Consider the following 26,899-nt stretch of genomic DNA (forward strand, 5'->3'; position numbering starts at 1 on the left):
ATGGGCATTCTCGAAGGCAAGCGCATCCTGGTGACCGGTGTCCTGACCGACGCCTCCATCGCGTTCTCGGTGGCCAAGCTGGCCCAGCAGGAGGGCGCCACCGTCGTCCTGACCGGCTTCGGCCGCCTCAGCCTCGTGGAGCGCATCGCCAAGCGCCTGCCCTCCCCGGCGCCCGTCCTGGAGCTCGACGTCCAGAACAACGAGCACCTCGACACCCTCGCCGCCCGCGTGGGCGAGCACGTCGACGGCCTCGACGGCGTCGTGCACTCGATCGGCTTCGCCCCGCAGAGCGCCCTGGGCGGAAACTTCCTCAACACCTCCTGGGAGGACGTCGCCACGGCGCTGCAGGTGTCGACGTTCTCGTACAAGTCCCTGGCCGTGGCCTGCCTGCCGCTCATGAAGGAGGGCGGCGCGGTGGTCGGCCTCGACTTCGACGCCTCCAAGGCGTGGCCGGTCTACGACTGGATGGGCGTCGCCAAGGCCGGCCTGGAGTCCTGCAACCGCTACCTGGCACGCGACCTGGGCAAGCACAACATCCGCGTCAACCTCGTGGCGGCGGGCCCGCTGCGCACGATGGCGGCCAAGTCCATCCCGGGCTTCAAGGAGTTCGAGGACAGCTGGCCGGACCGGGCGCCGCTGGGGTGGGACCTGACCGACATGTTGCCGGCGGCCCGCGCCTGCGTGGCCCTGATGTCCGACTGGTTCCCCGCCACCACCGGCGACATCGTCCACGTGGACGGCGGCGCCCACGCCATCGGTGGCTGACCCCCTTTCGTAGCTTCATCCCTTACGGCACAGCCAACGGCACGCCACCCGCCGCACATGGCCGGGCCCCGTCCAGGAAAACGCTCCTCCGGTTCACGGGGCCGGGCGCCGCTACGTGCGCATCGTGGGCCGTCGGCGTGCCAACGATCACCTGCGGGCGTACGGCCCCGGTGAGGCGGCGACGGCCGGCCCGGCCGTACCCACGGCCGGCGCCCGGCACGGCGATGCCCGAGGCGACGCGGCGGTCCGTGACGCCGGCCCAGTCCAGCGGCGCATGCATCGCCGCACCGCCGTGCCCCTCGCCGTGCCCCTCGCCGTGCCCCTCGCCGTGCCGTGCCAGCCACGCACCGCCGTGCCAGGCAGCGTCCACGCCACGCCCGCCACGCACCCGCGCATACCGCCATGCTGCGCCGCGCCATGCACGGCCACGGCCGGACCACTGCCCACGGCCGTGCTGTGCCATGCACCGGCGCGCGGACGGGGTGAGGCGGGTGGCGTTCACGTCGGGTCGGGGGAGGTGGCTTGACCGCGGCTTCCCGGCGCGCGATGTTGGCCTGGAGTCGTCCGTGACGAGGAGGCGCCCGCATGGCGGACAACCTCGAAGACCTCAGAGGCCGGATCTGGACCGCGGCCCTGGACGGAGACGACCACGGCGCGGCCGATGTCGCGCTGGCGGCGCTCGACGACGGCCTCCCCGTGGAGGAGCTGCTTCTGAACGTGCTGGCGCCCGTCCAGCTGCGGGTCGGGGACGCCTGGGCCGCCAACGCTGTGACCGTCGCCCAGGAGCACATCGTGACCGCCGTGAGCGAGCGGGTGCTGGCCGCCGCGGCCCGGCACCCGGCCGCGCGCGCCCGCCACGCCGGTGGCAAGGGACGGGCCGCGGTGGCGTGCGTGGACGGCGAGTGGCATGCCTTCCCGGCCCGGCTGCTGGCCGAGGTGCTGCGCCTGGACGGCTGGCGGGTCGACTACCTGGGCCCGCACGTGCCAACCCCGTTCCTGCCCATCCACGCGCGCGAGTCGGGCACGGACGTGGTGCTGTTGTCGGCGTCGCTGCCCACGCGGCTGCCGGCCGCCCACCAGGCCATCGCGGCCTGCCGCCAGGTGGGCAGGCCGGTGCTGGCGGGCGGCGCCGCCTTCGGCGCTGACGGCCGGTACGCGCGTCTGCTGGGCGCCGACGGCTGGGCCCCGGACGGGCGGCGTACGGCCGAGCGCCTGAGCGACGGCCCTCCGTACACGCGCCTGCCGGGCACCGCAGGCAGAACTCCCGACGGCCGAACTCCGGACGGCCGGGCATCCGACGGGCTGGACACCAGTGCGGGCACAGCCACTCCCGGGCGAAGCACCGTCGGCCCGGTCGCCGGTCAGGGGCCCGAGCCGATTGCCGGGCAGGGAGCCGAGCCAGGCGCGGGTCAGGGCGCTGGGCAGGGGGCCGAGCCGGGCGCGGGTCAGGGTGCCGGGCAGGGTGCCGGGCAGGGTGCCGGGCCGGGCGGTGTGGGAAGCGGAGGGCAGCAGGCTCCACCCGACCAGGAGTACGGCCATCTCATCGGAATGACGCAGAGCCTGGTCGACTCCGTGATGTGGCGGCTGGGGGAGCGGATCCCCGCGATGGCCGCCTACAACGACCGGCAGCTCGAACACACCAGAGAGGACATCACCCACCTCCTCGACCACCTGGCGATCTCGTCGTACGTGGGCGACCCCGTCCTGTTCTCCCGGTTCCTCCTCTGGATGGCGGGCGTGCTCACCGCCCGCGGCGTACCGGAGGAGACCCTCCTCCCGGCCCTGGACCTGATCGCCGCCGGGCTGAAGGGCTGCCCGCGGGCGCTGGAGACGGTGGAGCGGGGGCAGGAGGTGCTGCGCCGCGAGCACGGCAGGGCCAAGCCGGGGCATCCGTTCTGAGGCGCTCAGCCGGAGGCCTCGCCCTCCAGGCCGCGCACGGCCTCGGCCACGCTGCCGAACAGCGGCAGCAGGTCCTCCAGCCCGGCCTCCCCCAGCACCTGCCGGACGTGGCCGCGCCGGTCGGCCAGCGCCATCAGGCCGCCCTGCCGCCGCATGTGGTGAGCGAGCAGCACCAGCATGTCCACCCCGAAGTCGTCGAGGAAGTGCAGCTCGCTCACGTCGACGATCAGCCGCGCTCCCTGGCCGCTCAGTTGCTGGATCTCCTGCTCGACCTGGTCCACGGTGGCGTCGTCAAGGCTTCCGCTCAGGGCGATGATCGCCCAGGCGCGTCTGAAGTCCGGAACATCCCGGCGTTCCGCCACGACCCCTGATCGTTCCACTGTCTCGGCATGGATGGGGGTGACTCCACCCTGCCCGCTGAGGCGACTTTCATCCGGCGGAGCAGAAGATCAGGAGGAGGCGCGGAACGAGGCCGCCCAGGCGGCCCCGGCCTCGCGGGCCCGCGAGGCGGCGGCGCCGTGCCAGGCGGCACGTTCGCGGTGGCGGGCGGTGTCGCCGAAGCCGCGCTCCGCCAGCGCCTCGAAGTGGCGCGCCGCCCGTTCGTGCACGGCGATCAGGACGTGGTAGCTCAGGGACCGGTCGAGCTCGGCCCGCAACGGCACGGGAACGGGGCCGGAGCCGAGGCGGGCGGGCGGCAGGCCGGCTCGCAGGTGCCGCAACCGGACGTCCGCCCGGCGGGCCCGCTCCGCGGCTCGTGCGGCCCGCTCGGCCGCCGCCTTCGCCAGCCGCAGGAACCCCCCGCTCACTTCCGGCCGCGTGTCAGGCCGTCCGTGGCGGTCCAGCGAAGGGTGCTCCAGGGCGGACATGGCGGCTCCTCCCACGAGTGCGCCCCCCACAGCGGCGGTGACCTCATCACTCCGCCATCGGGACCATCGGCGCGCCCGATCACCACGATAGACCTCATCGTGTCCGATGCAACACATCGCGTCACGCCAGGCGGTGCCGCCCGTTCCCGGCCCGCGCCGGCTCGAACGGGATCGACTCCGTGGGCTCCGTGCGCTGCCGCCGCTGCTGCACGATCCGGGTGGCCAGCACCGCCGAGCCCAGCAGCGCGATCGTCAGCGCCGTCCCCAGCACGTCGGAGGCGGGCGGGGTGGGCCGTACCACCCGCTGGTCCTGCATGGGCACCGCGAGCTCGTGCACGAACGGGTTCGGCCACAGCAGGTCGACCCGGGGCTCCTCCGCGTGGGCGGTCTTCTTCTCCTCGACCGGCGTGCCCGTGCCGACGGTCTGCGGCCGGCTCTGGGGGGGAGTGGTGCGGGGCACGGACGGGGCGGCCGAGGCGTCGCTCTCCCAGCCCCGCCCCGTACGGACCTCCGTCGGCGTGGCCGAGGGCGTGGATCGGGCGGACGGCCGGCCGGTGGTGTCCTGGCCCTCGCACGCGAGCACCGGCAGGCACACCTCGCCGAGCGTCTCCGGCACCAGCCCCGTCCTGCTGGGCCTCGGCGTGGCGGGCGAGGTGGTGGACGGTCTGACGGGGGAGGTCGTGGAGGGGGTGGCCCTGGTGGTGGGCGCCGCCTCACCGACCCGGCCGAGCACCTCGTCGGTGACCTTGTCCACGCCGTCGGTCACCGGGTCGGTGGCGCCGCCGGTCAGCGTGTCGACGGTGCCGGTGACGGCCTCCACCACGTCGCACAGCGTGTTGGTCACCCCCGAGAGCAGGCCCCCGTCGCGCGTGCAGTCCTGGGCGGCGGCCGAGGCGGCAGGCGCACCCACCGGGACGGCCACCAGCGCCACCGCGAGAACTCCAGCCGAGATCGCGGTCCTGCTCCCCATCCGTCCCCTCCTGCGTCGCTTCCGGGGGAAATCTTTATGGACTCCGGCCGCCGGACGCAGGCGTTTGCCGGGTAAAGTTGCGATTCGGTATCGAGTAGTGATACGCGAGAAGGTCTCTCGTTCCATGTCGCGGCGCTCGCGCGGCCGGTCAGTCGAGGGACGACACGTCATCGAGGGCCTCGCGGATCTCTATCGGCAGGACGACGTCCTCGGCGGGCAGGACGCCCTTCAACTGCGCGTGCGTACGGGCTCCCACGATGGCGGAGGCCACGCAGGGCTGGTCCCGCACCCACGACAGGGCCACGGCCAGGGGCGACACGCCCAGCCCGTCGGCGGCTGTCATCACGGACTCCACGACCCTCCTGCTGCGCTCGTCCAGATAGGGGCGGACGAAGTCGGCGAAGTGCGGGGTGGCGGCGCGCGAGTCGCCCGGGATGCCGGTGCGGTACTTGCCCGTGAGCACCCCCCGCCCCAGCGGCGACCAGGCCAGCACGCCCACCCCCAGGTGCGCGGCGGCGGGCAGCAGCTCGCGCTCCGGCTCGCGGGCCAGCAGGGAGTACTCGGCCTGGGCCGAGGTGATCGGGATGCGGCCCGGGATCATCTTCTGCGTCACGGCGGCGGTGGCGAGCTGCCAGCCGGTGTAGTCGCAGACGCCCGCGTAGACGGCGCGCCCGGAGGAGACGATGGCGTCGAGCGCGGCCAGGGTCTCCTCCAGGGGCACCTCGGCGTCGTAGGTGTGCAGCTGCCACAGGTCGACGTAGTCGAGCCCGAGCCGGTTGAGCGAGTCGTCCACCGCGGCGATCAGGTGGCGCCTGGAGGCGTCGCGCGGGCGGCGGCCCGCCGGCGTCACGACGGCCTTGGTGGAGATCACCAGCTCCGCGCGCGGCACCGAGTCGCGCAGCATCCGCCCCAGCAGCCGCTCGGCGTCGCCGCCGGTGTAGACGTCGGCCGTGTCGACCAGGGTGCCGCCCGCGTCCATGAACGTGCGCAGCTGGGCCGCGGCGTCGTCCGCGTCGGTGTCACGACCCCAGGTCATCGTGCCGAGCCCCAGTCGGGACACCGACAGGCCGCTGTGGCCGACATAGCGCTGCTCCATGATCCCGCCAGGTTACCGTCCAGGCCGATGAAACGTTGTGATCGACGCCTGCGACACTTGCTGGATGACCACGCTGCTTCTGGCCCGGCACGGGCTGACGGACCTCACCGGGCCGGTGCTGGCCGGCCGCACCCCGGGGGTGCATCTGAGCGAGGCGGGAAGGGCGCAGGCCGCCGCGCTCGCCGGGCGCGTCGCGGGCGTCAGGCTCGACGCCATTGTCTCCAGTCCGCTGGAGCGCTGCCGGGAAACGGCGGAAGCGGTCGCTCAAGGCCGGGAAACGGACGTGCGGGTCGACGACCGGTTCATCGAGTGCGGTTACGGGGAGTGGACCGGGCGGCCCCTGGCCGAGCTCGCGAAGGAGCCGTTGTGGCAGGTGGTGCAGGCGCATCCGAGCGCGGTGACGTTCCCCGGGGGGGAGTCGCTGGCCGCGATGCAGCAGCGGGCCGTCGCGGCGGTCCGGGAGTGGAATCGAACCCTCGGGAGTAAGGGTGTCTACCTGGTTTGCAGCCACGGCGACGTGATCAAGGCGATCGTCGCGGACGCCCTGGGCCTTCACCTCGATCAGTTTCAGCGGATAACGGCCGATCCGGCGGCGCTCACCGTCATTCGCTATGCCCCCTTGCGTCCCTTTGTTCTCAGGCTCAACGATATGGGGGAATTGCGGCTTCCTGAGGATTCGGAGGAGAAAGACGGGGGAGAAAACATCACCGGGAGCGATGCCGCCGTCGGCGGCGGACCCGGAACCACGTAAGGTCAGGCTATGCCGGTCTTCGACTACGACCCACCAGAGAGGTTCGTCGCCGGTGCCTTGGGGCAGCCGGGCGCGCGGGTCTTTTTTCTGCAGGCCAGGGCCGAGGGCAGACTGACCACGGTGGCGCTGGAGAAGTTGCAGGTCGCCGCGCTCGCGGGCAGGCTCGACGAGCTGCTCGACGAGGTGCTGCGGCTCAGCGGGGGCACCGCCCAGGTGCCCGCACTGGCCCCGTCCGACCTGTCCGACGACGCTCCTCTCGACACGCCGGTCGCGGAGGACTTCCGCGTCGGCACCATGGCGCTGACCTGGGATGCCGAGAAGGCGCAGGTGGTGATAGAGGCGCAGGAGGTCATCGACGAGGACGATCTCGACAGGCCCGATCCCGCGGTGCTGCGCGTGCGCATCAGCGCCGGCGCGGCCCGCGCGTTCACCCAGCGGGCCCTCCAGATCGTCGCGGCGGGCCGACCGCCGTGCCCTCTGTGCGGGCAGCCGCTCGACGCCGCCGGTCACGTCTGCGTCCGTCTCAACGGCTATCGCGGGGGTGAGGCGGCTTCATGACCGCTCCCGAGAGCGAACCGGCCATCAAGCCCCCCTCCCCTCCGCCGTCCCTGCATGACGAGGACGCGCTCGCCCTGCTGCGCGACGGCACGCTGGAGGTCGCGGGCCGCCTCGTCGAGGCGACCAACATGACGCTCTACTGCTCGGTCAAGCTGGGCGACAGATCGGCGGCGTGCGTCTACAAGCCCGTACGCGGCGAGCGCCCCCTGTGGGACTTCCCCGACGGCACCCTCGCCGCCCGCGAGGTGGCCGCGTTCGAGGTCTCCCAGGCCACCGGCTGGCGCATCGTCCCGCCCACCGTCTACCGCGACGGGCCCTTCGGCCCCGGCATGTGCCAGCTCTGGATCGACACCGAGCGCGAGATCGACCTCATGCGGCTGGTCAAGAGCCGCAACCCGGTCGTGCGGCGGATGGCGGTCTTCGACGCGGTGGTCAACAACGCCGACCGCAAGGGCGGGCACCTGCTGCCGCTGCCCACGGGCCACGTGTACGGCGTCGACCACGGCGTCTGCTTCTCCGTGGAGGACAAACTCCGCACGGTCCTGTGGCAGTGGCGCGGCAAGCCGCTGGCCCGCGAGGCGGTGGCGGTGCTGGCCAAGCTGGAGCGCGACATCGAGTCGGGCTCGCTCGGGCGCAGGCTGCGCGAGCTGCTGACGCTGGCGGAGGTGGAGGCCACCTGGCAGCGGGTCAGGCGGCTGCTCGACACCGGCGTGCATCCGTACCCGTCAGAGGGCTGGCCGGCCATACCCTGGCCCCCCATATGAAAGACCGGGGAGCCGTTTAATACCCTTTGCCCATGTGCACGCTGATCGTGAGAACCGGGCGGCGGCTGAGCCTCATGGGCGTCCGGGACGAGCTCACCGACCGGCCCTGGGAAGGGCCGGGGGAGCACTGGCCCGAGTATCCAGGCGTGATCGGGGGGCGTGACCTCAAGGCCGGCGGCACCTGGCTGGCGGTCGACCCGGCGGGCCGGCGCGCGGCGGCGCTGCTCAACGGCCGCGGCCGGGCCGCCGACGACAGGACCAGGGTCTCGCGGGGCGACCTGGCGCTGCGGGCCGCGTACACGGGGGAGCTCCCCGCCGAGGCCGGGCTGGGCGACTACGACCCCTTCCACCTCGTGCTGGCCGGCCTGTCGCGGGTGCGGCTGCTGAGCTGGGACGGCGAGCGCGCGGCCGTGTCGGAGCTGCCCCAGGGCACCAGCATGGTCGTCAACACCGGCCTCGACCCCGACAGCGAGCGGGTCGTCGCGTACCTGCCCCGCTTCAGGGACTCCGAGCGATGGGGCGAGCTGATCACGGCCGAGCCGTCCTGCGACCCCGGGGCGCTCATCGTCCGGCACGAGCTGCCCGACGGCCGCGTCTTCGCCTCCCTGTCGGTGATGGAGGTCGCGATCGCGCGGGAAGGCGTGACCTACGACTTCACCGACCTGACCGCCGATCGGGACGGATAGGCTCAAAGGCATGAGATCGTGGTCTGCCCCGAACGTTCCCAGACTCCCAGGTGAGAGCATTCCGCTCAGTCTCTACGACACCTCGGCCAAGCAGGTGCGGCAGACCGACCCCGGCCCCACCGCCAGGATGTACGTCTGCGGCATCACCCCTTACGACGCCACCCACCTCGGCCACGCCAACACCTACCACGCCTTCGACCTCGTCGGCCGGGTGTGGCGCGACGCCGGCCACGAGGTGCACTACACGCAGAACGCCACCGACGTGGACGACCCGTTGCTGGAGCGGGCCACCCAGACCGGCATCGACTGGCAGGAGCTGGCCGAGCGGGAGATCGAGCTGTTCCGCGGCGACATGGAGGCGCTGCGGATCGTGCCGCCCCGCGAGTACGTCGGCGTCACCGAGGTCGTCGGCCAGGTGGCTGAGCTGATCGCCGAGCTGGCCGCCAAGGGCGTCACCTACGACCTCGACGGCGACGTCTACTTCAGCGTGGCCGACGCCCCCAAGTTCGGCCAGGTGTCCGGCTACAGCGAGCAGGAGATGCTGGCCCTGTTCGCCGAGCGCGGCGGCGACCCCGGCCGGGAGGGCAAGCGCGACCCGCTCGACTGGCTGCTGTGGCGGGCCGAGCGGCCCGGCGAGCCGGCCTGGGACTCGCCGCTGGGCCGGGGCCGTCCGGGCTGGCACATCGAGTGCACCGCGATCGCCCTCGACCACCTGGGCGCCGGCTACGACGTGGCCGGCGGCGGCTCCGACCTGATCTTCCCGCACCACGAGTGCGGCGCCTCCGAGGGGCACGCCGCGACCGGCGAGTGGCCGTTCGCGAAGTTCTACACGCACGCCGGCATGGTGGCGCTCGACGGCGAGAAGATGTCGAAGTCCAAGGGCAACCTGGTCTTCGTCTCCAGGCTGCGCCGCGAGCACGACCCGATGGCGATCAGGCTCGTGCTGCTGGCCCACCACTACCGGGCCGACTGGGAGTACGTGCCGGAGCTGATGGAGCGGGCCGAGCGGCGGCTGGAGCTGTGGCGCTCGGCCGCCGCGCTCGCGGCGGGGCCGCCCGCCGGCGAGCTGCTGGCGAAGGTGCGCGAGCGGCTGGCCGACGACCTCGACTCTCCGGGCGCGCTGGCCGCCGTGGACGCCTGGGCCGAGCAGGCCCTCGCGGGCGGCGGCCTGGACGAGTCGGCCCCCGGCCTCGTCCGCGACCTCGCCGACGCCCTCCTGGGAGTCGCCCTCCGCTGATCCGGTCGGGGGCCGGTCCCCGGCTCGGCCACGATCCCCACACCCCGCCTGTCAGGGGCGGGTCACGAGAGACCCGCCCCTCACCCGAGCGGCCGCCCGACCAGGGCGGCCGCTTTCTTCGTTGCGGAGGCACCAGCAGAGAGATACTCTGATTATCAGTAGAGCTGATTATCAGGGAGCATGTACATGATTCTGGTCACCGGCGGCCTGGGCTTCATCGGCACGCACACCACCCGCGCCCTCCTGGACCTGGGGGAGTCCTGCGTGCTGGTCCAGCGCCGCCCCGCCGAGATCCCCGCGGCCTTCGCGGCCGAGACCGGCGAGCGGCTCTTCGTCGAACGGGCCGACGTCGCCGACGAGCGGGCCCTGCTCGACATCGGCGACCGGCACAAGATCACCGGCATCCTGCACCTGGCCGGCTCCATGCCCTGGCCGGCCGGGGCGTACGAGCCGATCGAGCACACCGAGCGGGCGGTGCGCAGCCTGCTCACCCTGTTCCGCGCCGCCCGCGCCTGGCAGGTCCGCAGGCTCGGCCTGGCCAGCACGATCGGCGTGTACGCCGGGATCACCGCCGACGGGCCGCTCGGCGAGGACCTGCCGCTGACGATGAACGCCCCGCACGTGATCCCCCGCTTCAAGAAGATCGGCGAGCTGCTGGCCGACCACCTGAACGAGGTCCTCGACGACGTCGAGGCGGTCAACTACCGCATCGGGGGCATCTGGGGGCCGCTCGGGCACAACCCGGACCCGTTCTTCCCGGCGCCGCAGCTCGTGCACGCCGCCGCCCGAGGCGCCGAGCCCGACCTGTCCGCGTTGCCGGGCGGGGCCCGCGCGGGCGACGGGCTAGACGTGTGCTACGTCAAGGACTGCGGGCGGGCGCTCGCGCTGCTGCAGACGGCCGGGCGGCTGCGGCACCGCACCTACAACGTGGCGTCGGGGCGGATCACCACCAACGGCGACCTGATCGCGGCGATCACGAAGCTCGTGCCCGGCGCGCGCGTGGAGCTGCCGGAAGGGAGCGCTCCCGGCCCCGTCGGCAACCCCCTCGACATCACGCGGCTGCGCGAGGACACCGGGTTCGAGCCCGCCTACGACACCGAGCGGGCGGTCGCCGAGTACCTGGAGTGGCTGCGCGCGGGCAACGAGCGCTAGACGGCGGCGACCCCCGCCGGCGCTCCGGCGGGGGCCACGTCGTGCTGCGGCCTCACTGAAGGCGGGTCAGACCTGGAGGCGTTCGAGCTGCTCGATCGCGGCGAGCTCGGCCGAGAACCACTCGATCGTGCGGCGCAGCCCCTCCTCGGCGGGCACCGCGGCCCGCCAGCCCAGCCGCTCGGCGGCCAGCGAGGTGTCGGGCCGCCGGACCTTCGGATCGTCGGCCGGCCGGTCGATGAACCGGATCTCCGACGACGTGCCCGTCAGGTCCTTGATGAGCGTGGCCAGCTCCAGCATGGTCAGCTCGTCGGGGTTGCCGATGTTCACGGGCCCGGCGAAGTCGCTGCGGGCCATGGCCAGGATGCCGGTGACGGTGTCGTCGACGTAGCAGACGGAGCGCGTCTGCGAGCCGTCACCGGTGATCGTGATCGGCTCGCCGGTCAGCGCCTGCCGGATGAACGTCGGGATCGCCCGCCCGTCGAACGGGCGCATGCGCGGGCCATAGGTGTTGAAGATGCGCACGATCCCCGTGTCGGTGGCACGCGACTGCCGGTAGGCGGTGGTCAGCGACTCGGCGAAGCGCTTGGCCTCGTCGTACACGCTGCGGGGCCCGACCGGGTTGACGTTGCCCCAGTACGTCTCCTTCTGCGGATGCTCAAGCGGGTCGCCGTACACCTCGCTGGTCGAGGCCAGCACGAACCTGGCCCCCTTCTCCCTGGCCAGCCCCAGCGCGTGCAGCGTGCCGACGCTGCCCACGCGCAGCGTCTCGATCGGATAGCGCAGGTAGTCGGCCGGCGAGGCGGCCGAGGCGAAGTGCAGCACGAGATCCAGCCGGTCGGGCACATGCACGTACCCGGTCAGATCGCACTCGATGAGCCGGAACTCGGGCCGTTCGAGGAGATGCTCCACGTTGCGCGGCCCCCCGGTGAGGAAGCTGTCCATGCAGACCACCTCCGCACCCTCCTCCAGCAGCCGCTCGCACAGGTAGGAGCCGAGGAACCCGGCGCCTCCGGTGACCAGAGCCCTCATGAGATGACCTCCATGGCAGCGTCGACGACTTCGGAAACCTCGATCCTCAGCAGCCCGGGATCCGGCCGCTCGCCGTGCGGATCACCGTTCTGCCCGGCCCACAGCGCCACGTGGCGCCAGCCGGGCGGCGGGCCCCACAGCTTCGGCGAGACCGGGCCGAACAGCACCACCGACGGCACGCAGAACGCCGTCGCCAGGTGGGCCACGCCCGTGTCGCCGCAGACCACCAGCTTCGCCCTGCTGACCAGGTCGATCAGGTCGGCCAGGCAGGTGCGCCCGGCCAGCATCCGCTCCGGGGGCAACCCCGCCAGCTCGGCGACGCGCGCGGCGATCGGCACCTCCTCCGCGTTGCCCGTCACGATCACGTCGTCCAGCGCCGCGGCCACCTCGGCGAAGCGGTCCGGCGGCCAGCGCCGCGCGGGAAAGGCGGCGCCGGGATGCACGATCGCCGGCCCCGTACGGTCGGAGATGCCCAGCGTCAGGTCACCGGGATCGGCGGGGATGCCGTGCCACTCCAGCAGGTCGCACCATCGCCGAACCTCGTGCACCCCCTCCGGCCACGGAGGCCCGGTGCCGAAGCTGATCAGCCGGCCCGGGTCCGTGCGCCGCAGCGCCTCGATGCTCTGCGGCCCCCGCCCGTGCAGGTTGACCGCGACGTCCGGGCGTTCGAACGGCAGGGCCCGCGCCGGGATCGGGCCCGGCCCCGACACGTCCACCTGGTCGTCCACCGCGCCGATCAGCGGCAGCAGGGCCTCCAGGTAGCGCGGGGCGGCCAGCGTGATCCGGTGCGCGGGAAAGGCCTGGCGCAGCGAGCGCAGGGCGGGCACGGCCGTGAGCAGGTCGCCCAGGCCGAGCCCGCGCAGCGCGAGGAGTTCTAGGGCCATGACGTCTCCGTGGACGGGCACACGACGAGCTCTCTCACCTCGCATCCGGCGGGCTGCCGAAGCGCGAAGACGACCGCCTGGGCCACGTCGGCCGGATCGTTCAGGCCCGCTTCAGGACCCGGCTTGTACTGCTCGGGACGGCCGTCGAAGAAGCCCGTCCGCATGCCGCCGGGGATCAGCAGGGTCACCCCGATCTCCCCGCGCGTCTCGATCGCCAGCCCCCGCGTGAAGCCGACGACGCCGAACTTCGAGGCCGAGTACGCCGACGCGTCGCTCAGCGGCCGCAGCCCCAGCGTCGAGGCGCAGGTGACGACCTTGCCGCGGGTGTGCTTCAGGTACGGCAGCGCCGCCCGCACGACCGAGGCCGTGCCCAGCAGGTTCACCTTGATGACCCGCTCCCAGTCGTCGGCGGGCACGTCCTCCAGCCGCCCGCACGCGTCGATGCCCGCGGCCGTCACGACGGCGTCCAGGCCGCCGGCCCGCTCGGCCAGCTCGCGCACCGCGCGCTCGGCCTGCGCCCGATCGGCCAGGTCCGCCGTCACGTGCTCGAAGCGCTGGTCGGGCGCTCGCACGTCCACGACGAGGGCCTTCCAGCCCTCCTTCTCCACGGCCTCGGCGGTGGCCAGGCCGAGCCCGGACGCGCCCCCGGTGATCAATACGTTCACTGGATCTCCCTGATCAGGTTGGTTGTCGAACGCCCCGGCAGGGTGCTCAGCACGACGATCTCCGCGCCGAGCCTGCCGAGGACCTCGGATTCGGGCAGCACTTCCCCCTCGTAGTCGCCGCCCTTCACCCACACGCTCGGGCGCAGCTGCTCGATGGCGGCGGCCGGGGTGTCGTCGTCGAACACCAGCACCGCGTCCACGCAGCTCAGCGCCCGCAGCACCTCGACCCGGTCGCGCACGTCCACGATGGGCCTGGACGGGCCCTTCAGCCGGCGTACCGAGTCGTCGGAGTTGACGCAGACGACCAGCGCGTCGCCCAGCGCCCTGGCCCGCCGCAGCAGGCTCACGTGGCCCGCGTGCAGCAGGTCGAAGCAGCCGCCGGTGGCGATCAGCCGGCCGCCGTAGGCCCGGGTGAGCCTGGCGACCTCCAGCGCCGTGCGCGGCCGGTCGCCGAGCCGCTGCTCCTGCACCTTCACGGTGGCGGCCCCGCCGCGCTCGACGAAGCGGGAGGCCTCGCCCACGCCGATCGTGACCGCCTCCTCCACGTCCGCGCCGTCGCGCAGGGCCAGCGCGGCGGCCCCGGCGAGCCTGTCGCCCGCGCCGCACGCGTCCACGCCGACCACGATGGGGCCGCCCGCCCGCACGGGTGGCGGCACCTTGGTCAGCGGGCCGCCCTCGATGGCGAGCGCGGCCCCGCGCTCGCCGGTCGTGACCGCCACCGCCCTGGCCCGCAGCGCCCGCACCAGCCGGCGGGCCGCCTGGTCGGGGCCGTGGTAGCCGGACGGGCAGAGCATCCGCGCCTCCGCCTCGCTGGGCGTCAGCAGCGCGCAGCCGGGCATCGGCTGCTCACCGCGCGGGTGAGGATCCCACACCACCGGCACGTCCACGTCACGCAGCAGCTCGCGAGCCATCCTGGCCACGCCCCTGCCGTAGTCGGAGACCAGCACCGCGCCGGCACTCCTGATCGCCTCGATCGCCTCCGCGGCGGGGGAGTACCTGGCCGTGCCGTCGCCGGTGTCCAGCCTGACCAGCGTCTGGCCGCGAGCCCTGACCCTGGTCTTGCGCACGGTGCCGCCACGCAGCGGCAGCCGTACCAGGTCGAGCTCCTCCGACAGCAGCCCGCACAGGCGTTGCCCGTCGGGGTCGTCGCCGACCGCGGTGATCAGCACGACGCCGGCGCCGTCGCGGGCGGCCAGCAGCGCCGCCAGCCCGGCCCCGCCGGGGCGGGCCTGCTCGGTGGAGACGTCGACCACCGGCACGGGCGCGTCCGGGCAGAGCCGGTCGGCCTCGCCCTCGACGTCCACGTCGAGCAGCGTGTCACCGATGACGACCAGTGGCCTCTCCGTCACAGCGCCTCCTCGACCGCGTCGCACAGCAGGTGGATCAGCGCCAGGTGCACCTCTTGCACGGTGGCGGTCTCACCCGGGATGGTGACCGCCTCGTCGCACAGGCCGGCCAGCGGGTTCGGGGCGGGGCCGGTCATGGCCCAGGCCACGAGCCCGGCCTCCTGCGCCGCCCTGGCCGCGGCCAGCACGTTCGGGCTGCCTCCGCTGGTGGACAGGCACAGCAGCACGTCTCCGGTACGGCCGTGCGCGCGCACCTGGCGGGCGTAGATCTCATCGGCGCCGAAGTCGTTGGCGATCGCCGTCAGCGACGAGCCGTCCGCGTGCAGCGGGATCGCCGCGTACGGCTGCCTGTCGTCCCTGAACCGGCCGACCAGCTCGGCCGTCAGGTGCTGCGCCTCGGCCGCCGACCCGCCGTTGCCGCAGGCCAGCAGCCTGCCCCCGGCGGCCAGCACGCCGGCCAGCTTGCCTCCCCAGGCCCGGACGGTGACCGCGTGGTCATCGACCTTCTCCAGGGTGTTCCAGAGCTTCTCCAGATGAGCGTCCACGATCAACCCCCCAGGGCCGCCAGACGGCAGACCTTTCCGTCGATGACCTGCGTGTACACGGCCTCGGTCAGCTCGGCCACGCGGGGCCAGCCGTACCGCTCCCTGGCCCGGCGGGCGCCGGCCGCGCCGAGCGCGCCGCGCCTGTCCGGGTCGCCGAGCACGTCCTTGAGCGCCCTGGCCAGCGCGCGCGGGCGGCGCGGCGGCACGAGCACGCCGCAGCCCGCCACCGTGTCCAGGTGGCCGCCGACGGCCGAGGCGACGACCGGCGTGCCGCACGCCATGGCCTCCACGGGCACCATGCCGAACGGCTCGTACCAGGGCACCGTCACCACGACGTCGGCCGAGCGCATCAGCGCCGGCACGTGCTGCCGCGGCACGGAGCCGATGACGTGCACCCGGTCCGCGAGCCCGTACCCCTCGGCCAGCTCGCGCAGCCTGAGCGCCTCCTCGTCGTCCTGGCTGCCGCCGGCGATCACCAGGTTCGCCCCGGGGACCTGGCGCAGCGCCGCGATCACGGTGTCCACGCCCTTGCGCGGCACCATCCGGCCGATGCTGAGCACGATCGGGCCGTCCGCGCGCGGGGCCACCGGCCCCTCCGGGCAGAAGGCCGACAGGTCCACCCCGCACGGCACGACCGCGACGCGGTGCTCGGGCACCCCCATCGAGCACAGCTCGTTCACCTCGTCGCTGCAGGTGGCCAGCACCATGTCGGCCCGCAGGGCGATCTCGCGCTCGGTGTCGACACGGTGCGCGGGGCTGGTGTCGGCCGCGCCCTGCCAGCGCCGCTTGACCGTGCCCAGCGCGTGGAACGTCTGCACCACGGGCACGTGGGCGGCCGCCGCGGCCCGCAGCGCCGCCTGCCCGCTCATCCAGAAGTGGGCGTGCGCGACGTCCGGCGGGCGGGCGGCCCAGCGCGCGGCCAGCCACTCGGTGAACTCCGGCATGAACGGCGGCAGCTCGTCCTTGGGAACGGGAGCCGCGGGGCCCGCGGGCACGTACTCGACCGTGACGCCCGGCGCCAGGCTCACCGACTCCGGCTGTGACTCGGAGGAACGACGGGTGTGGACGACGACGGTGTGCCCCCGCCCGGCCAGGGCCACGGCCAGCGCGGCGACGTGGACGTTCTGGCCGCCGGAGTCGACGCCGCCGACCGCTGCCAGCGGGTCCGCGTGCTCCGAGATGAGATCGACCTTCACTGCGTCAGCTCCCTCACTGCCTTGACCACCTGCTCACTAGTCACCTGGGACAGGCACGGGTGCCCCGGCACCGGGCAGACGCGCGCCCTGCTTCCACGGCAGGGCGCTTCCTGGTCGCCCAGAAGCACCGCGGGCACGCCGTACGGGGCCCACCGCACCGCAGGGACAACGGGGGCGAACAGGCTCACGACCGGCGTTCCGACAGCCGCGGCGAGGTGCGCGGGGCCGGTGTTGCCCGCCACGAGCACACCGGCCCGCTCGATCACGGCAGCCAGTTCTGCGAATGTGGTCACGCCGCCCAGGTCGACCGCGACGTCGCTGGCCACGTAGGCGGTGAGATCCCGTTCTGTGCCGGTCACGACGACCTGGTGCCCATCGTCGGCCAGCTCCCGCACGGTCTGCCGGTGCCTTTCGGCAGGCCACGTGCGGGCGGGGGCCGATGTCCCGGGGTGCACCACGACATACGCGCCTTTGTCGGCTACACCGCCGACGCCTACACAGTGCCCCGTAAATTTCCCTATATCCGGCAACGGTCGTTGAACAGCCAGTTTCCCGTCATCGCCCTCCGGCAGCGCGAATCCGGCCGCCTCCGCCACGGCCAGCATGCGCTCCGCCTCCGGCACGTCGACGCTCTCGTCCACCACGTGCCGCACGTCGAGCAGGGAGCCCGGGTAGTCGTTGCTGATCGCGGTGATCCGCTTCACCCCGGCCAGCCTCAGCAGCAGCGCCAGCGGCAGCGCCGACTGGTGGAACGACGTCAGCAGCACCGCCTCGTCGATCCCGCCGGCCGCCTCGACCAGCTCCTCGACCCCCTCGCCGGTGACGGGCGGCGGGGTGTGGTCGATCCACGGCGCCCGCCACACGATCACCCGGTCCACGCCGGGCAGCACCTCGGCCGCCGCCCTGCCGTTCGGGCCGGCCAGGAAGACCACCTCGCGGGCCCTCGTACGGACCGCCCGCACGGCCGGCCCCGCCAGCAGCACGTCGCCGGCGTCGTCCAGCCGCGCCACGAGCACGCGCCCCCGGTCTCTCACGGTCCTGTCCTTGGCGGAACGTTCCTGCCGGCCCCTGGTCATCGCCGCACCCTCCATTCCCCCCGAATCCGGTGCGCACAGGCGACCGGCGGGATCAGCACGCTCGTGACGGCCATCCGCAGCACCTCCTGCGGGGTACGCGGGCCCGGCGCGATCCGCCGCCACGCGAAGTCCACGGTCAACGCCGCCCACGCCGCCCCCGCACCCCACGCCGCCACCCGGGCGCCGGGCCGGGCCGCGACGGCCGCGGTGCCGAGCAGCACGGCCGCGAGGCCCGCGGCGGTCGTCAGGGCGTGCAGGCGCAGCCGCCCCCGGCCGCCGCCGATGCCGGCGCGCCACGACGGGCCGTGCAGGCGGCGCATCAGCGCGTCGTCGGCGTTGCCCCGCTGGAAGCGCACGCTCGCCCAGAACCCGTCGGCCCGGACCGGATGCTCCGTCACGCGCTCGCCCCTGACCAGCCGGTGCCCGGCCCGCGTCACCCGCAGCGCCAGGTCCGCGTCCTCCCGGTACGCCCGCGGGAACCGCTCGTCGAACCCGCCGGCGGCCTCCAGGGCGGCCCGCCGGTAGGCCATGTCGGCCGTCACCCACAGCGCGTCGGCCAGCCCGGCGGTGTGCCGCTCGCCGTCGGTGGGCCGCCGCCCCGCGGGCAGCGGCACCACGATGCGCCCCTGGCTGCCGGCCACGTCGTCGGGCAGGTCCACCAGGTCCTTCCAGACCGCCTCGGCCCACCCCGGCGCGGGGACCACGTCGTCGTCGAGGAACACCACCCACGGCGTGTCCGCGGCCCGCCACCCGGCGTTGCGCGCCGCCGCGGGCCCGCGGCCGCCCGACCGGACGACGCGCGCGTTCCCCGGCAGCGGCCCCAGCGCGGGAGGACCGCCCGTCCTGTCGTCCACCACGACCACCGGCACACCCGGCCCCACCGCCGCCAGCGTGTCGCGCAGCGTGGGCCGCCCGATGGTGGGGATCACCACGGTGATCACGAAGCGAACACCTCCCCCCGTCGCACCACGTACGGCCCCAGCACCAGCACGTCCACCGGCGAGGAACCGAAGCACTCCAGCGCGTCACGCGGATCGTCCACCATGGGCCGCCCGGCGGTGTTGAGGCTCGTGTTGACCACCACCGGCAGCCCCGTGCGCGCCTCGAACTCGCTCAGCACCCGCGCCATCAGCGGCTGCTCCCGCGGCGAGATCGTCTGGATCCTGGCCGTCCCGTCCACGTGCACGACCGCGGGGATCCGCCCCGCCCAGTCCGGGTGCACGTCGTGGACGAACAGCATGTACGGCGACGGCACCGGCCCCCGCCCGAAGATCTCGCGGGCCCGCGACTCCAGCACCATCGGCGCGATCGGCCGGAACTGCTCGCGCCCCTTGACGTCGTTGAGCCGCTCGGTGTTGCGGGCGTGCCCCGGATGCGCCAGCAGCGACCGCTGCCCCAGCGCCCGCGGCCCGTACTCGGCCCGCCCCTGGAACCAGGCCACGATCCGGTCGGCCGCCAGCTCGGCGGCCACGGCGGCGGCCAGGTCCGCGGGGCGCGTGTACGGCACGCGGGCCACGTCCAGCCACGCCCCGAGCTCCTCGTCGGTGAACCCGCGCCCGAGCGCCGCGTCCGGCATGGGCGCGGCCGGCTCGCCGTACGACTGCGCCAGGTGCAGCGCCCCGCCGAGCGCGGTGCCGGAGTCGCCCGCCGCGGGCTGGACCCAGATCTCCTCGAACGGGCCCTCGTCCTGCAGCCTCGTGTTGGCCACGCAGTTCAGGGCGACGCCGCCCGCCAGCGCCAGCCGCCGCTCGCCGGTCCGCTCGTGCAGCCAGCGCACCAGCTCTAGCAGCACCTCCTCCAGCCTGGCCTGCACGCTGGCGGCCAGGTCGGCGTGGTCGGAGGTCCACGGGGCGCCCTTCTTCAGCGCCTTGGCGTAGCCGCTCCAGTCGATCGGCTCGACGCGGAAGCCGCCGTCGCCGGTCGTGTAGATCAGCTCGCGCAGCGCCTCCAGGTGGCGGGGCCGGCCGTAGGAGGCCATCGCCATCACCTTGTACTCGTCGCTGGAGCGCAGGAAACCCAGATGCTCGGTGACGTCCTCGTACATGAGGCCGAGGGAGTGCGGCAGCTCCTGCGCCGCCAGCACCTCCAGCTCGCCGCCCCGGTAGCGGCCCGCCAGGTGGGAGACGTTCTCGCCGCGGCCGTCGGCGACCAGCACCGCGCAGTCGCGCCACGGGGCGGCCAGGCCCGCCGAGGCGGCGTGCGCCACGTGGTGCGGCACGTAGCTCACCTGGCCGGGGTCCAGGCCGGGCAGGGCCGTGGCGAGGAAGGCCGGGGCGCGCACCGCGTACCTGGTCCGCAGGTCCTCCCAGTCGCCCTCCGGCTTCCCCACGACCAGCGACGGGTCGTAGGAGTAGGCCACAGCGTCGATGTCCTCGGGGGACAGCCCCGCCTCGTGCAGGCACCACGCGGCGGCCTGTTCGGGCAGCTCCCACGCGGAGAAGGCCAGCGGCCTCTTGCCGTGCTTGCGGCGGCTGAAGCGCTCTTCCTCCGCCGCTGCCACGATCTTCCCGTCGACCACCAGGGCGGCGGCCGGGTCGTGGAAGATCGCGTTGATGCCGAGAAACTTCATGCTTCCTCCCCCTAAGGATGTCGAGAACCGCTACCGAGAGAAGCGGTTCCCAAACATCGGGTGATGCCGCGAGATGCGGAAACAGGCGCTGGCTCCTGCACTTGGTCACTCCAAGTAGTTGTTTGCCAGGTGAGGCCCCGGGTAGCTGCCGGACACGCGACGGAGGTGAAAGGTGTTCGAAAAGCGACGTCCCGGCGCCGTGCTCTTCGACCGGGACGGAACCTTGATCAGGGATGTGCCGTACAACGGCGATCCGGACCGCGTGGAGCCCATGCCGGGCGCGCTCGAGGCGCTGGGCAGGCTCAGACGCGCCGACGTCCCGGTGGCCGTGGTCACCAACCAGTCGGGTGTCGCCAAGGGCCTGCTGACCCCTGACGAGATGGATCAGGTGAACGCCAAGGTGGAGGAGCTGCTCGGCCCGTTCGACGCGTGGGCGATCTGCGTGCACGACGACGCCGACGGCTGCACCTGCCGCAAACCCGCGCCCGGGCTCGTGATCAGAGCCGCCGCCGTGCTCGACGTCAGCCCCCGCGACTGCGTGGTCGTGGGCGACATCGGCCGCGACATGGAGGCCGCCAGGGCCGCCGGCGCCAGGGGCATCCTCGTCCCGACCCAGGAGACGCTGCGGGAGGAGATCCGGCAGGCCGCCGAGGTCGCCGACGACCTCATCGACGTCGTGGACCGCGTGCTGAGCGACGCCGAGGGTCCCGTGCCGGCCGCGGCGGCGCCCTGGGCCCGCGCCATGGGCTGGAGCCGCTGGTGAGGATCCTCATCTGGCACGTGCACGGCTCGTGGACCAGCGCGTTCATCAGGGGGTCCCACGAGTACCTGCTGCCGCTCGTTCCCGGCCGTGGTCCCGATGGCCGGGGGCGGGCGGCCACCTACGACTGGCCCGAACGCGCCCGCGAGGTACCCTGGGACCGGCTGCGCGACGAGCCCGTGGACGTCGTGGTCTACCAGCGCCCGCACGAGCTGGACCTGGCCCGCGAGTGGCTCGGCCGCGACGTGCCCGGCCTGTACGTCGAGCACAACGCGCCCGCGGGCGACGTGCCCCGCACCCGCCACTGGCTCGCCGGCCGGAGCGACATCACGCTCGTGCACGTCACCCACTTCAACGAGCTGTACTGGGACAACGGCCGCGCCCGCACCCGCGTCGTCGAGCACGGCATCCCCGACCCCGGCCACCTCTACACGGGCGAGCTGCCCAGGGCCGGCGTGGTGGTCAACGAGCCGGTGCGCCGCACCAGGGTCGCCGGGACCGACCTGCTGCCCCGCTTCGCCGAGCGGGTGCCGCTCGACGTGTTCGGGATGAAGGTCCGCGAGCTGCCGTACGGCACCCACGAGGACCTGCCGCAGCACGTCATGCACGCCGAGCTGGCCCGCAGGCGCGTCTACCTGCACCCCTACCGGTGGACCTCGCTGGGCCTGGCGCTCATCGAGGCCATGACGCTCGGCATGCCCGTGGTCGCGCTCGCGGCCACCGAGGCGATCGAGGCGGTGCCGCCGGAGGCGGGCGTGCTGTCCACGAAGGTGCACGTGCTGGCCGACGCGCTGCACGATTTCGCCCGGGATCCGGAGCGCGCGAGCCAGGCCGGCAAGGCCGCCAGGGCCGCCGCTCTGTCACGCTACGGGCTCGGCCGGTTCCTCGCCGATTGGGATGTGCTGCTCAGCGAGGTATGACGCCCGGGGCGATGGGTAGGCGCGAAGAGCATGATGATGATGCTCGACTGGACCCGCAGGGCCGCCTGCCTCGACCTGGACCCGGAATTGTTCTTCCCGATCTCCATGGAAGGTCCGAGCCAGTCGCAGGTCGAGCGGGCCAAACACGTGTGTGACGGCTGTCCCGTACGGGAGCCGTGCCTGGCGTACGCGCTGGACACCAGGCAGGCGTACGGCGTCTGGGGCGGCACCGACCCCGGCCAGCGGCGCGAGCTCGGCCTGCGAGCCGAGGCGGCCGCACGGCGCTAGAGGCTCAGGGTTTCGCCGGGCGGCCGAGTGCCGACAGGATCGTGCCCAGGCAGTCCTGGGCCCGGCCGAGGGCCGCTCGGTGCCGCTCGGGGCAGGCCGCGGCCAGATCCCGCCGGATGGTGACCGCCTCCACCACCAGGGGCAGCGCCTCGACCGGCAGGCCGCGCCCGGTCAGGGTCGTTCCCAGATCGACCAGCACGGCCGCGAGGTCGGCCAGGTAGCGGCCGGGGGACTTGGCGGCCAGCCGCCGGTAGACGGCCACCGCCTCCCGCTCGGCCTCCAGCGCCTCGTCCCGCCGGCCCAGCTCCGCCAGGGTCGTCCCCAGGTTGATCAAAGTGTCGGCGAGGTCGGCCAGGTAGCGGCCGGGGGACTCGGCGGCCAGCCGCCGGTGGACGGCCACCGCCTCCCGCTCGGCCTCCAGCGCCTCACCGTGCCTGCCGAGCTCCGAGAGGGTCACGCCGAGACTGGTCAGGCAGGTGGCGAGCTCGGGCAGGCAGGCCCCGGGGGAGCCGGCGGCCAGCCGCCGGTAGATGGCGATCGCCTCGCGCTCGGCCTCCAGCGCCTCGGCCGCGTGCCCCCACTCCCCGAGGTGCACCCGCTCCATGAGCCACCGCGCCCGCCTGCCCTCCTCCCCGGCTCCCCCCACGGTGAACCGCCGGTCAGGTGGTGCCGGAGACGACACGACCGCACGAGCCCGGGAGGATGTAGCCGGTGCTCTGCTTGCCCAGGCACGTGTGGAAGTAGATGGTCTGACGCTCCGCGACGTCGCCGTAGGACCGCTCGGTGCACCTGCCGGCGCCGCCGGTGTGCCACTTGTCCGGGTGGGGGCGGGTGCCGATGTCGGCCATGACGACGACCGAGTACCCGTCGGCGTACTCGTCGCAGACCGTCATCTTGTCGCCGTCGGCGGCCCAGTAGCCGTAGCCGGTGCCCCAGCCGCCGGAGCAGCCGTAGGACGTGCAGCCGGTGAGCGCCGCGGCGGGGGTCGCGCTCACCGTGGCCAGCGCCACGGTCGCGGCCGTGACGAGCCCCAGGAGCGTGATGCCGCGCCTGGCCGCCCGTCCGGCGCTCTCGCTGTTCGTACGCATGAAGATCCTTCCTGCCGACAAGGTCACGAGACCGGCCGCTTGCCGCTGAGGCCCCGTTGGCACCAGGATCATGGCGGCACAATTGTTCGGCATCCCTCATCAGGCAGGCAAACAATGCTCTTCCCGGCGCACGACTCCTTCGCGGGAGCTCCGTAACGGTGGTGGGCCGTCGCGAGAGCCCGGTGGACCCGGCCGCAGGGCCGGTGCAACGCTTCGCCTTCGAGCTGCGCAAGCTGCGCCAGGAAGCGGGCGGCCTCACCTACCGGGCCATGGCCGGGCGCGCCGGCTACTCGGTCACCACGCTGTCCCAGGCGGCGGCGGGGGAGCGGCTGGCGTCGCTGCCCGTCGTCCTCGCCTTCGTGCGGGCCTGCGGCGGGGACGTCTCCGCGTGGGAGCGAGACTGGCGGCGGGTCGCAGGGGAGCTGGCCCGCGAGAGGGCCGGCGAGGACGGCGACGCCGGGCCGTACCCCGGCCTGGCCTCCTACGACACCCGCGACGCCGGTCGGTTCTTCGGGCGGGACCGGCTCGTCGGGGAGCTGCGCGAGCTGCTGGCGCGGCACCGGTTCGCCGCGGTGTTCGGCTCCTCGGGCAGCGGCAAGTCGTCCCTGCTGCGCGCCGGGCTCGTGCCCGCCGTACAGGACGGGCGGGAGTGCCTGATGCTCACCCCGGGAGAGCATCCGATGCGGCTCGCCGGCCGGATCCCGACCGGCGAGGGCGGCGGCGGCACACTGATCGTGGTCGACCAGTTCGAGGAGGTGTTCACCCTCTGCCAGGACCAGCGCGAGCGCGAGCAGTTCATCGACCTGCTGCTCGGCGCGCGCGGCCGGGCCGGCGTGGTCATCGCGGTGCGCGCCGACTTCTACGGGCGGTGCGCCGAGCACCGCGAGCTCACCGCGGCCCTGCGCGAGGCCAACCTGCTGGTCGGGCCGATGCACCAGGACGAGCTCAGGGAGGCGATCGTCCGCCCCGCCGCGGCCGAGGGCGTGACCGTGGAGCGGGCGCTGACGGTCGCGATCGTCGCCGACGTCGCCGGCGAGCCCGGGGCGCTGCCGCTGATGTCGCACGCCCTCCGGGAGGTCTGGCGCCGCCGCACCGGCAAGCTGCTGACCCTGGACGCCTACGAGAGCGTGGGCAGGGTCCACGGGGCCATCAGCCACACCGCGGAGGAGCTGTACGCGGGGCTGTCGCCGGCGCAGGCGAGGATCGCCCGGCGGATCCTGCTGCGGCTGATCGACCCGGGCGAGCAGGCCCAGGCGACCCGCCGCCCCGCCGCCAGGGCGGAGCTGGACCCGCACGGCGGGGCGGACACCGCGCTGGTCGTCGAGCGGCTGGCCGGAGCCCGGCTGCTGACGCTGCACCAGGACACGGTGGAGCTCGCCCACGAGGCCCTGATCGAGTCGTGGCCGCGGCTGCGCGGCTGGGTGGAGGACGGCCGCGACCGCCTGCGCGCCCACCGGCAGCTCACCGACGCGGCCGAGGCCTGGGAGGCGCACGGCCGGGACGCCGGGCTCCTCTACCGCGGCGCCCGCCTGGCCGCCGCCGGGAAGCTGCTCGCCGAGCCGGGCGACCTCACGCCCGCGGAGCGGAGCTTCCTCGACGCCGGCGCGGCACTGGCCCGGCGCGCCTCCCGGACGCGGGTCGCCGTCTCCGCCGTCCTGGCGGCCCTGCTGGTCGCCTCCATGATCGCGGCGGGAGTCGCCGTCCGGCAGGCCGGCGTGGCCGACGACCGGCTGGAGGAGGCGACGGCCCGGCTGGCCGCCAGGCGCGCGTCCACCCTGCGCACGAGCGACCCGGAGCTGGCCCGCCGGCTGAGCGCCGCCGCCTGGCGCATCGCCTCGGTTCCCGAGGTCAGGGGCGAGCTGATCGACTCCATGGCGCTGCCCCTGGTGGACGTCGTCACCGCCCCGTACGATCCGGCGGACCTGGTGCACGGGCTCAGCGCGGACGGCGCCAGGCTGGCCGTCTACACGCGCGGCGCGCCCTCCGAGCCGGGCGCGCTGCGCGTGCTCGACCTGGCCACGAAGAAGGAGATCGCGAGCGCCAGTTGGACGGGACCGCCCGTCTCGGAGGTGGTGTGGAGCCCCGACGGCCGCACGCTGGCCGTGCACGACGGGACCAACGCCCAGGTGTGGGCCGTCGGCGCCGGCGGCCTGACGGACCTCGGCGTGGCCTTTCCCCACCTCGATCCCACCGGATTCAGCCCGGACGGGCGGGTCCTCATCGGGGTTCGCGACGGGGCCTACGAGGCCTGGAACCACGCCGGCCGCACGCGCGTGCTCGACGAGCCGGTCGCCGCCGTCAGCCCGGACGGCCGGCTGGCCCTGGTCGTCCCGCCGGCCGGGTCAGGCCGGGTGCGGCTCTGGGACCTGGAGCGGCGCGAGCCGATCCGGGCGCCCTCGCTGCGGGGAACGGCCGTCGGGGGCGAGTTCAGCCCGGACGGGAGGCACGTGGCCGTCGCGACGGCCGACGGCGTCCGGCTGTGGGACGTCCCCTCGGGCAAGGAGATCCACGACCAGCTCGTCCCGCCCGCGGAACGGGTCGAGTTCAGCCCCGACGGCCGGTTCCTGGCCGGGGTGTGGCGTGAGGGATGGGTGGCCCTGTGGCGGGTGGACGACGGGACCCTGCTGCTGAACACCTCGGTCCACGCGGACACGGGCGGAGCCGGGCCCCGGTTCTCGCCGGACGCCCGGCTGCTCCGGGTGCCCGGCCGGTACGGCACGGTGAACGTCCTGGACATCTCCCCCTACACCCACCCGGAGACCCTTGCGCCGGGCGGCGGCGAGCGGCTGTTCAGCGCCGACGGCCGCTTCCTGGTGACGGCCGATCAGCGGGAGGTGCGCGTGTGGGACGTCGCCGCGCGCCGGCCCGTGAGCGGCCCGCTGCCCGCCGGCGATCCTCCCCGGGAGACGGCGTACTCGCCGGTGTTCAGCCCCGACGGGCGCACGCTCGCGCTCACCCACCCCGCGTCCCCCGTGGTGAGCCTGTGGGACGCCGCGAACGGCCGCCACCTCGGCGCGCTGCGTGCCGGCGGCCCCGCGGCCGGAGTCCTGTCCGCGGCCTTCTCGCCCGACGGCGGGACCGTCGCGATCGCCCTCCTCACAGCCGAACCCGGCGGCGGGAAGGAGCCCGGCCGCCTGCTCATCGGCGATCTGGAGCTGTGGGACGTGCGAGCCAGGAGGCGGCTGCGCACCGTCCCCGACGCGGGAGCACAGCTCATGGTCTTCGAGCCGGACGGGCGCCGGCTGCTCGTGGACGGATCCACCAAGGGGCGGGTCCTGGTCGACACGGCCACCGGGGAGGTCCGCCCGCACTCCTCCGACGCCCGCGCCCAGGGGAAGATCCTCTTCGCGGGCGACACGGCCGCGGTCGGCGACAGGGACGGGCGCCTGACGTTCTGGGACAAGGGGTTGCGCACGCCGCTGGCCCCGCCGCAGACCTCGTACACGACATCGGTCGCCGCGCTCGCCTCCTACCCGCGGGGCGGGCTGCTCGCCACCGTCGGCGGCGAGGGGGAGCTGGGCATCCAGCTCTGGGACTGGCGGGGATACCTGCCCATCGCCTACCCCATCAGCTACCACACCCCGTCCGTGCCGGCCGTGGCGTTCAACCGGACCGCTCTGCTCATCTCCTCCGGCGACGGCGCCCTACGGGAGATCACCGTGGATCCCGGCACCGCCGCCGCCTCGATCTGCCGCCGTGACGGCGCCCTGACCCCGGCCGAGTGGCGGCGGCACATCCCGGAGCTGCCCTACCGCCGGACCTGCCCCTGACGCCGCCCGCCGGCAGGAC

Annotated in this window: 27 protein-coding genes; 12 read left to right on the forward strand and 15 right to left on the reverse strand. The window is 74.0% G+C overall.

Annotation, left to right across the window (positions count from 1 at the left end):
• Together fabI and HD597_RS11760 are read left to right on the forward strand one after the other, a co-directional pair.
• The gene (fabI, locus tag HD597_RS11755; RefSeq protein ID WP_253742045.1) at positions 1-765 is read left to right on the forward strand and encodes an enoyl-ACP reductase FabI; all 765 of its coding nucleotides are present in this window, start codon (positions 1-3) and stop codon (positions 763-765) included.
• 585 nt (positions 766-1,350) lie between these two features.
• Complete coding sequence (locus tag HD597_RS11760; RefSeq protein WP_253742046.1) at positions 1,351-2,664, forward strand: cobalamin B12-binding domain-containing protein; 1,314 nt, start codon at positions 1,351-1,353, stop codon at positions 2,662-2,664.
• A gap of 5 nt (positions 2,665-2,669) precedes the next feature.
• On the opposite strand, the gene HD597_RS11765 is transcribed toward HD597_RS11760, so the two are convergent.
• From HD597_RS11765 to HD597_RS11780, 4 genes are all read right to left on the reverse strand, one after another.
• Positions 2,670-3,026, reverse strand: coding sequence for an STAS domain-containing protein (locus HD597_RS11765; protein ID WP_253742047.1), 357 nt, complete (start codon positions 3,024-3,026; stop codon positions 2,670-2,672).
• Between the two features lie 87 nt (positions 3,027-3,113).
• The gene (locus tag HD597_RS11770; protein ID WP_253742048.1) at positions 3,114-3,530 is read right to left on the reverse strand and encodes a hypothetical protein; all 417 of its coding nucleotides are present in this window, start codon (positions 3,528-3,530) and stop codon (positions 3,114-3,116) included.
• 121 nt (positions 3,531-3,651) lie between these two features.
• Positions 3,652-4,500: a hypothetical protein gene (locus tag HD597_RS11775; RefSeq protein ID WP_253742049.1), complete on the reverse strand. Its 849-nt coding sequence runs from the start codon at positions 4,498-4,500 to the stop codon at positions 3,652-3,654.
• A gap of 148 nt (positions 4,501-4,648) precedes the next feature.
• Positions 4,649-5,596, reverse strand: coding sequence for an aldo/keto reductase (locus tag HD597_RS11780; RefSeq protein WP_253742050.1), 948 nt, complete (start codon positions 5,594-5,596; stop codon positions 4,649-4,651).
• Positions 5,597-5,660: 64 nt separating this feature from the next.
• Here HD597_RS11780 and HD597_RS11785 point away from each other — a divergent pair, with 64 nt between their 5' ends.
• The 6 genes from HD597_RS11785 (at position 5,661) to HD597_RS11810 (ending at position 10,744) form a co-directional block, all read left to right on the forward strand.
• A complete protein-coding gene (locus HD597_RS11785; RefSeq protein ID WP_253742051.1) occupies positions 5,661-6,347 on the forward strand; it encodes an MSMEG_4193 family putative phosphomutase in 687 nt (228 codons plus the stop codon).
• 9 nt (positions 6,348-6,356) lie between these two features.
• Positions 6,357-6,905 carry a DUF3090 domain-containing protein gene (locus HD597_RS11790; RefSeq protein ID WP_253742052.1) on the forward strand — a complete coding sequence of 183 codons (549 nt, stop codon included), beginning with the start codon at positions 6,357-6,359 and terminating at the stop codon, positions 6,903-6,905.
• Positions 6,902-7,669 (forward strand): SCO1664 family protein, encoded by a 768-nt coding sequence (locus HD597_RS11795; RefSeq protein WP_253742053.1) that lies wholly within the window; start codon positions 6,902-6,904, stop codon positions 7,667-7,669. The genes HD597_RS11790 and HD597_RS11795 overlap by 4 nt, the downstream gene beginning before the upstream one ends.
• 32 nt (positions 7,670-7,701) lie before the next feature.
• Positions 7,702-8,355 carry an NRDE family protein gene (locus HD597_RS11800; RefSeq protein WP_253742054.1) on the forward strand — a complete coding sequence of 218 codons (654 nt, stop codon included), beginning with the start codon at positions 7,702-7,704 and terminating at the stop codon, positions 8,353-8,355.
• A gap of 10 nt (positions 8,356-8,365) precedes the next feature.
• Positions 8,366-9,592, forward strand: a complete 1,227-nt coding sequence (mshC, locus tag HD597_RS11805; protein WP_253742055.1) for a cysteine--1-D-myo-inosityl 2-amino-2-deoxy-alpha-D-glucopyranoside ligase — start codon at positions 8,366-8,368, stop codon at positions 9,590-9,592.
• A gap of 186 nt (positions 9,593-9,778) precedes the next feature.
• On the forward strand, positions 9,779-10,744 hold the full coding sequence (locus HD597_RS11810) for an NAD-dependent epimerase/dehydratase family protein (protein ID WP_253742056.1): 966 nt from the start codon (positions 9,779-9,781) through the stop codon (positions 10,742-10,744).
• A 66-nt stretch (positions 10,745-10,810) separates the two neighbouring features.
• On the opposite strand, the gene HD597_RS11815 is transcribed toward HD597_RS11810, so the two are convergent.
• From HD597_RS11815 to HD597_RS11855, 9 genes are read right to left on the reverse strand one after another with little or no spacing between them, the layout of a single operon-like run.
• Positions 10,811-11,773, reverse strand: a complete 963-nt coding sequence (locus HD597_RS11815) for a UDP-glucuronic acid decarboxylase family protein (RefSeq protein ID WP_253742057.1) — start codon at positions 11,771-11,773, stop codon at positions 10,811-10,813.
• On the reverse strand, positions 11,770-12,657 hold the full coding sequence (locus HD597_RS11820) for a glycosyltransferase family 9 protein (RefSeq protein ID WP_253742058.1): 888 nt from the start codon (positions 12,655-12,657) through the stop codon (positions 11,770-11,772). The genes HD597_RS11815 and HD597_RS11820 overlap by 4 nt, the downstream gene beginning before the upstream one ends.
• Positions 12,648-13,322 carry an SDR family oxidoreductase gene (locus HD597_RS11825; RefSeq protein WP_253742059.1) on the reverse strand — a complete coding sequence of 225 codons (675 nt, stop codon included), beginning with the start codon at positions 13,320-13,322 and terminating at the stop codon, positions 12,648-12,650. The genes HD597_RS11820 and HD597_RS11825 overlap by 10 nt, the downstream gene beginning before the upstream one ends.
• Positions 13,319-14,671, reverse strand: a complete 1,353-nt coding sequence (locus tag HD597_RS11830) for a PfkB family carbohydrate kinase (RefSeq protein ID WP_253742060.1) — start codon at positions 14,669-14,671, stop codon at positions 13,319-13,321. Before HD597_RS11830 ends, HD597_RS11825 begins: the two co-directional genes overlap by 4 nt.
• A complete protein-coding gene (locus tag HD597_RS11835) occupies positions 14,668-15,213 on the reverse strand; it encodes a D-sedoheptulose-7-phosphate isomerase (protein WP_253742061.1) in 546 nt (181 codons plus the stop codon). Before HD597_RS11835 ends, HD597_RS11830 begins: the two co-directional genes overlap by 4 nt.
• 2 nt (positions 15,214-15,215) lie before the next feature.
• Complete coding sequence (locus tag HD597_RS11840) at positions 15,216-16,409, reverse strand: glycosyltransferase (protein ID WP_253742062.1); 1,194 nt, start codon at positions 16,407-16,409, stop codon at positions 15,216-15,218.
• Entirely contained in the window at positions 16,406-17,485 is a 1,080-nt protein-coding gene (locus HD597_RS11845) for a glycosyltransferase family 9 protein (protein ID WP_372513366.1), read from the reverse strand. Before HD597_RS11845 ends, HD597_RS11840 begins: the two co-directional genes overlap by 4 nt.
• Complete coding sequence (locus HD597_RS11850; RefSeq protein WP_253742064.1) at positions 17,482-18,426, reverse strand: glycosyltransferase family 2 protein; 945 nt, start codon at positions 18,424-18,426, stop codon at positions 17,482-17,484. The genes HD597_RS11845 and HD597_RS11850 overlap by 4 nt, the downstream gene beginning before the upstream one ends.
• Positions 18,423-20,054: a carbamoyltransferase family protein gene (locus HD597_RS11855; protein WP_253742065.1), complete on the reverse strand. Its 1,632-nt coding sequence runs from the start codon at positions 20,052-20,054 to the stop codon at positions 18,423-18,425. Before HD597_RS11855 ends, HD597_RS11850 begins: the two co-directional genes overlap by 4 nt.
• 172 nt (positions 20,055-20,226) lie before the next feature.
• On the opposite strand from HD597_RS11855, the gene HD597_RS11860 reads away from it, so the two are divergent.
• From HD597_RS11860 to HD597_RS11870, 3 genes are read left to right on the forward strand one after another with little or no spacing between them, the layout of a single operon-like run.
• Positions 20,227-20,817, forward strand: a complete 591-nt coding sequence (locus HD597_RS11860; RefSeq protein ID WP_253742066.1) for a D-glycero-alpha-D-manno-heptose-1,7-bisphosphate 7-phosphatase — start codon at positions 20,227-20,229, stop codon at positions 20,815-20,817.
• Entirely contained in the window at positions 20,814-21,734 is a 921-nt protein-coding gene (locus tag HD597_RS11865; protein ID WP_253742067.1) for a glycosyltransferase, read from the forward strand. The genes HD597_RS11860 and HD597_RS11865 overlap by 4 nt, the downstream gene beginning before the upstream one ends.
• 30 nt (positions 21,735-21,764) lie before the next feature.
• Positions 21,765-22,022, forward strand: a complete 258-nt coding sequence (locus HD597_RS11870) for a WhiB family transcriptional regulator (protein ID WP_253742068.1) — start codon at positions 21,765-21,767, stop codon at positions 22,020-22,022.
• Positions 22,023-22,026: 4 nt separating this feature from the next.
• On the opposite strand, the gene HD597_RS11875 is transcribed toward HD597_RS11870, so the two are convergent.
• Both HD597_RS11875 and HD597_RS11880 read right to left on the reverse strand, forming a co-directional pair.
• Positions 22,027-22,668: a tetratricopeptide repeat protein gene (locus HD597_RS11875; RefSeq protein ID WP_253742069.1), complete on the reverse strand. Its 642-nt coding sequence runs from the start codon at positions 22,666-22,668 to the stop codon at positions 22,027-22,029.
• A 13-nt stretch (positions 22,669-22,681) separates the two neighbouring features.
• Entirely contained in the window at positions 22,682-23,110 is a 429-nt protein-coding gene (locus tag HD597_RS11880) for a hypothetical protein (RefSeq protein ID WP_253742070.1), read from the reverse strand.
• A 161-nt stretch (positions 23,111-23,271) separates the two neighbouring features.
• On the opposite strand from HD597_RS11880, the gene HD597_RS11885 reads away from it, so the two are divergent.
• Positions 23,272-26,880 (forward strand): nSTAND1 domain-containing NTPase, encoded by a 3,609-nt coding sequence (locus HD597_RS11885; protein ID WP_253742071.1) that lies wholly within the window; start codon positions 23,272-23,274, stop codon positions 26,878-26,880.
• The last annotated feature ends 19 nt before the right edge of the window (positions 26,881-26,899 follow it).

Origin of the sequence: Nonomuraea thailandensis, assembly GCF_024172165.1 — a bacterium.
GTDB classification, from domain to species: domain Bacteria; phylum Actinomycetota; class Actinomycetes; order Streptosporangiales; family Streptosporangiaceae; genus Nonomuraea; species Nonomuraea thailandensis.

Bases quoted from the DNA above. Each gene is read 5' to 3' on its own strand.
- fabI (WP_253742045.1), top strand. From the start codon at position 1: ATGGGCATTCTCGAAGGCAAGCGCATCCTGGTGACCGGTGTCCTGACC.
- HD597_RS11760 (WP_253742046.1), top strand. From the start codon at position 1,351: ATGGCGGACAACCTCGAAGACCTCAGAGGCCGGATCTGGACCGCGGCC.
- HD597_RS11770 (WP_253742048.1), bottom strand. From the start codon at position 3,530: ATGTCCGCCCTGGAGCACCCTTCGCTGGACCGCCACGGACGGCCTGAC.
- HD597_RS11775 (WP_253742049.1), bottom strand. From the start codon at position 4,500: ATGGGGAGCAGGACCGCGATCTCGGCTGGAGTTCTCGCGGTGGCGCTG.
- HD597_RS11780 (WP_253742050.1), bottom strand. From the start codon at position 5,596: ATGGAGCAGCGCTATGTCGGCCACAGCGGCCTGTCGGTGTCCCGACTG.
- HD597_RS11785 (WP_253742051.1), top strand. From the start codon at position 5,661: ATGACCACGCTGCTTCTGGCCCGGCACGGGCTGACGGACCTCACCGGG.
- HD597_RS11790 (WP_253742052.1), top strand. From the start codon at position 6,357: ATGCCGGTCTTCGACTACGACCCACCAGAGAGGTTCGTCGCCGGTGCC.
- HD597_RS11795 (WP_253742053.1), top strand. From the start codon at position 6,902: ATGACCGCTCCCGAGAGCGAACCGGCCATCAAGCCCCCCTCCCCTCCG.
- HD597_RS11800 (WP_253742054.1), top strand. From the start codon at position 7,702: ATGTGCACGCTGATCGTGAGAACCGGGCGGCGGCTGAGCCTCATGGGC.
- mshC (WP_253742055.1), top strand. From the start codon at position 8,366: ATGAGATCGTGGTCTGCCCCGAACGTTCCCAGACTCCCAGGTGAGAGC.
- HD597_RS11810 (WP_253742056.1), top strand. From the start codon at position 9,779: ATGATTCTGGTCACCGGCGGCCTGGGCTTCATCGGCACGCACACCACC.
- HD597_RS11815 (WP_253742057.1), bottom strand. From the start codon at position 11,773: ATGAGGGCTCTGGTCACCGGAGGCGCCGGGTTCCTCGGCTCCTACCTG.
- HD597_RS11820 (WP_253742058.1), bottom strand. From the start codon at position 12,657: ATGGCCCTAGAACTCCTCGCGCTGCGCGGGCTCGGCCTGGGCGACCTG.
- HD597_RS11845 (WP_372513366.1), bottom strand. From the start codon at position 17,485: ATGACCAGGGGCCGGCAGGAACGTTCCGCCAAGGACAGGACCGTGAGA.
- HD597_RS11855 (WP_253742065.1), bottom strand. From the start codon at position 20,054: ATGAAGTTTCTCGGCATCAACGCGATCTTCCACGACCCGGCCGCCGCC.
- HD597_RS11870 (WP_253742068.1), top strand. From the start codon at position 21,765: ATGATGATGATGCTCGACTGGACCCGCAGGGCCGCCTGCCTCGACCTG.
- HD597_RS11880 (WP_253742070.1), bottom strand. From the start codon at position 23,110: ATGCGTACGAACAGCGAGAGCGCCGGACGGGCGGCCAGGCGCGGCATC.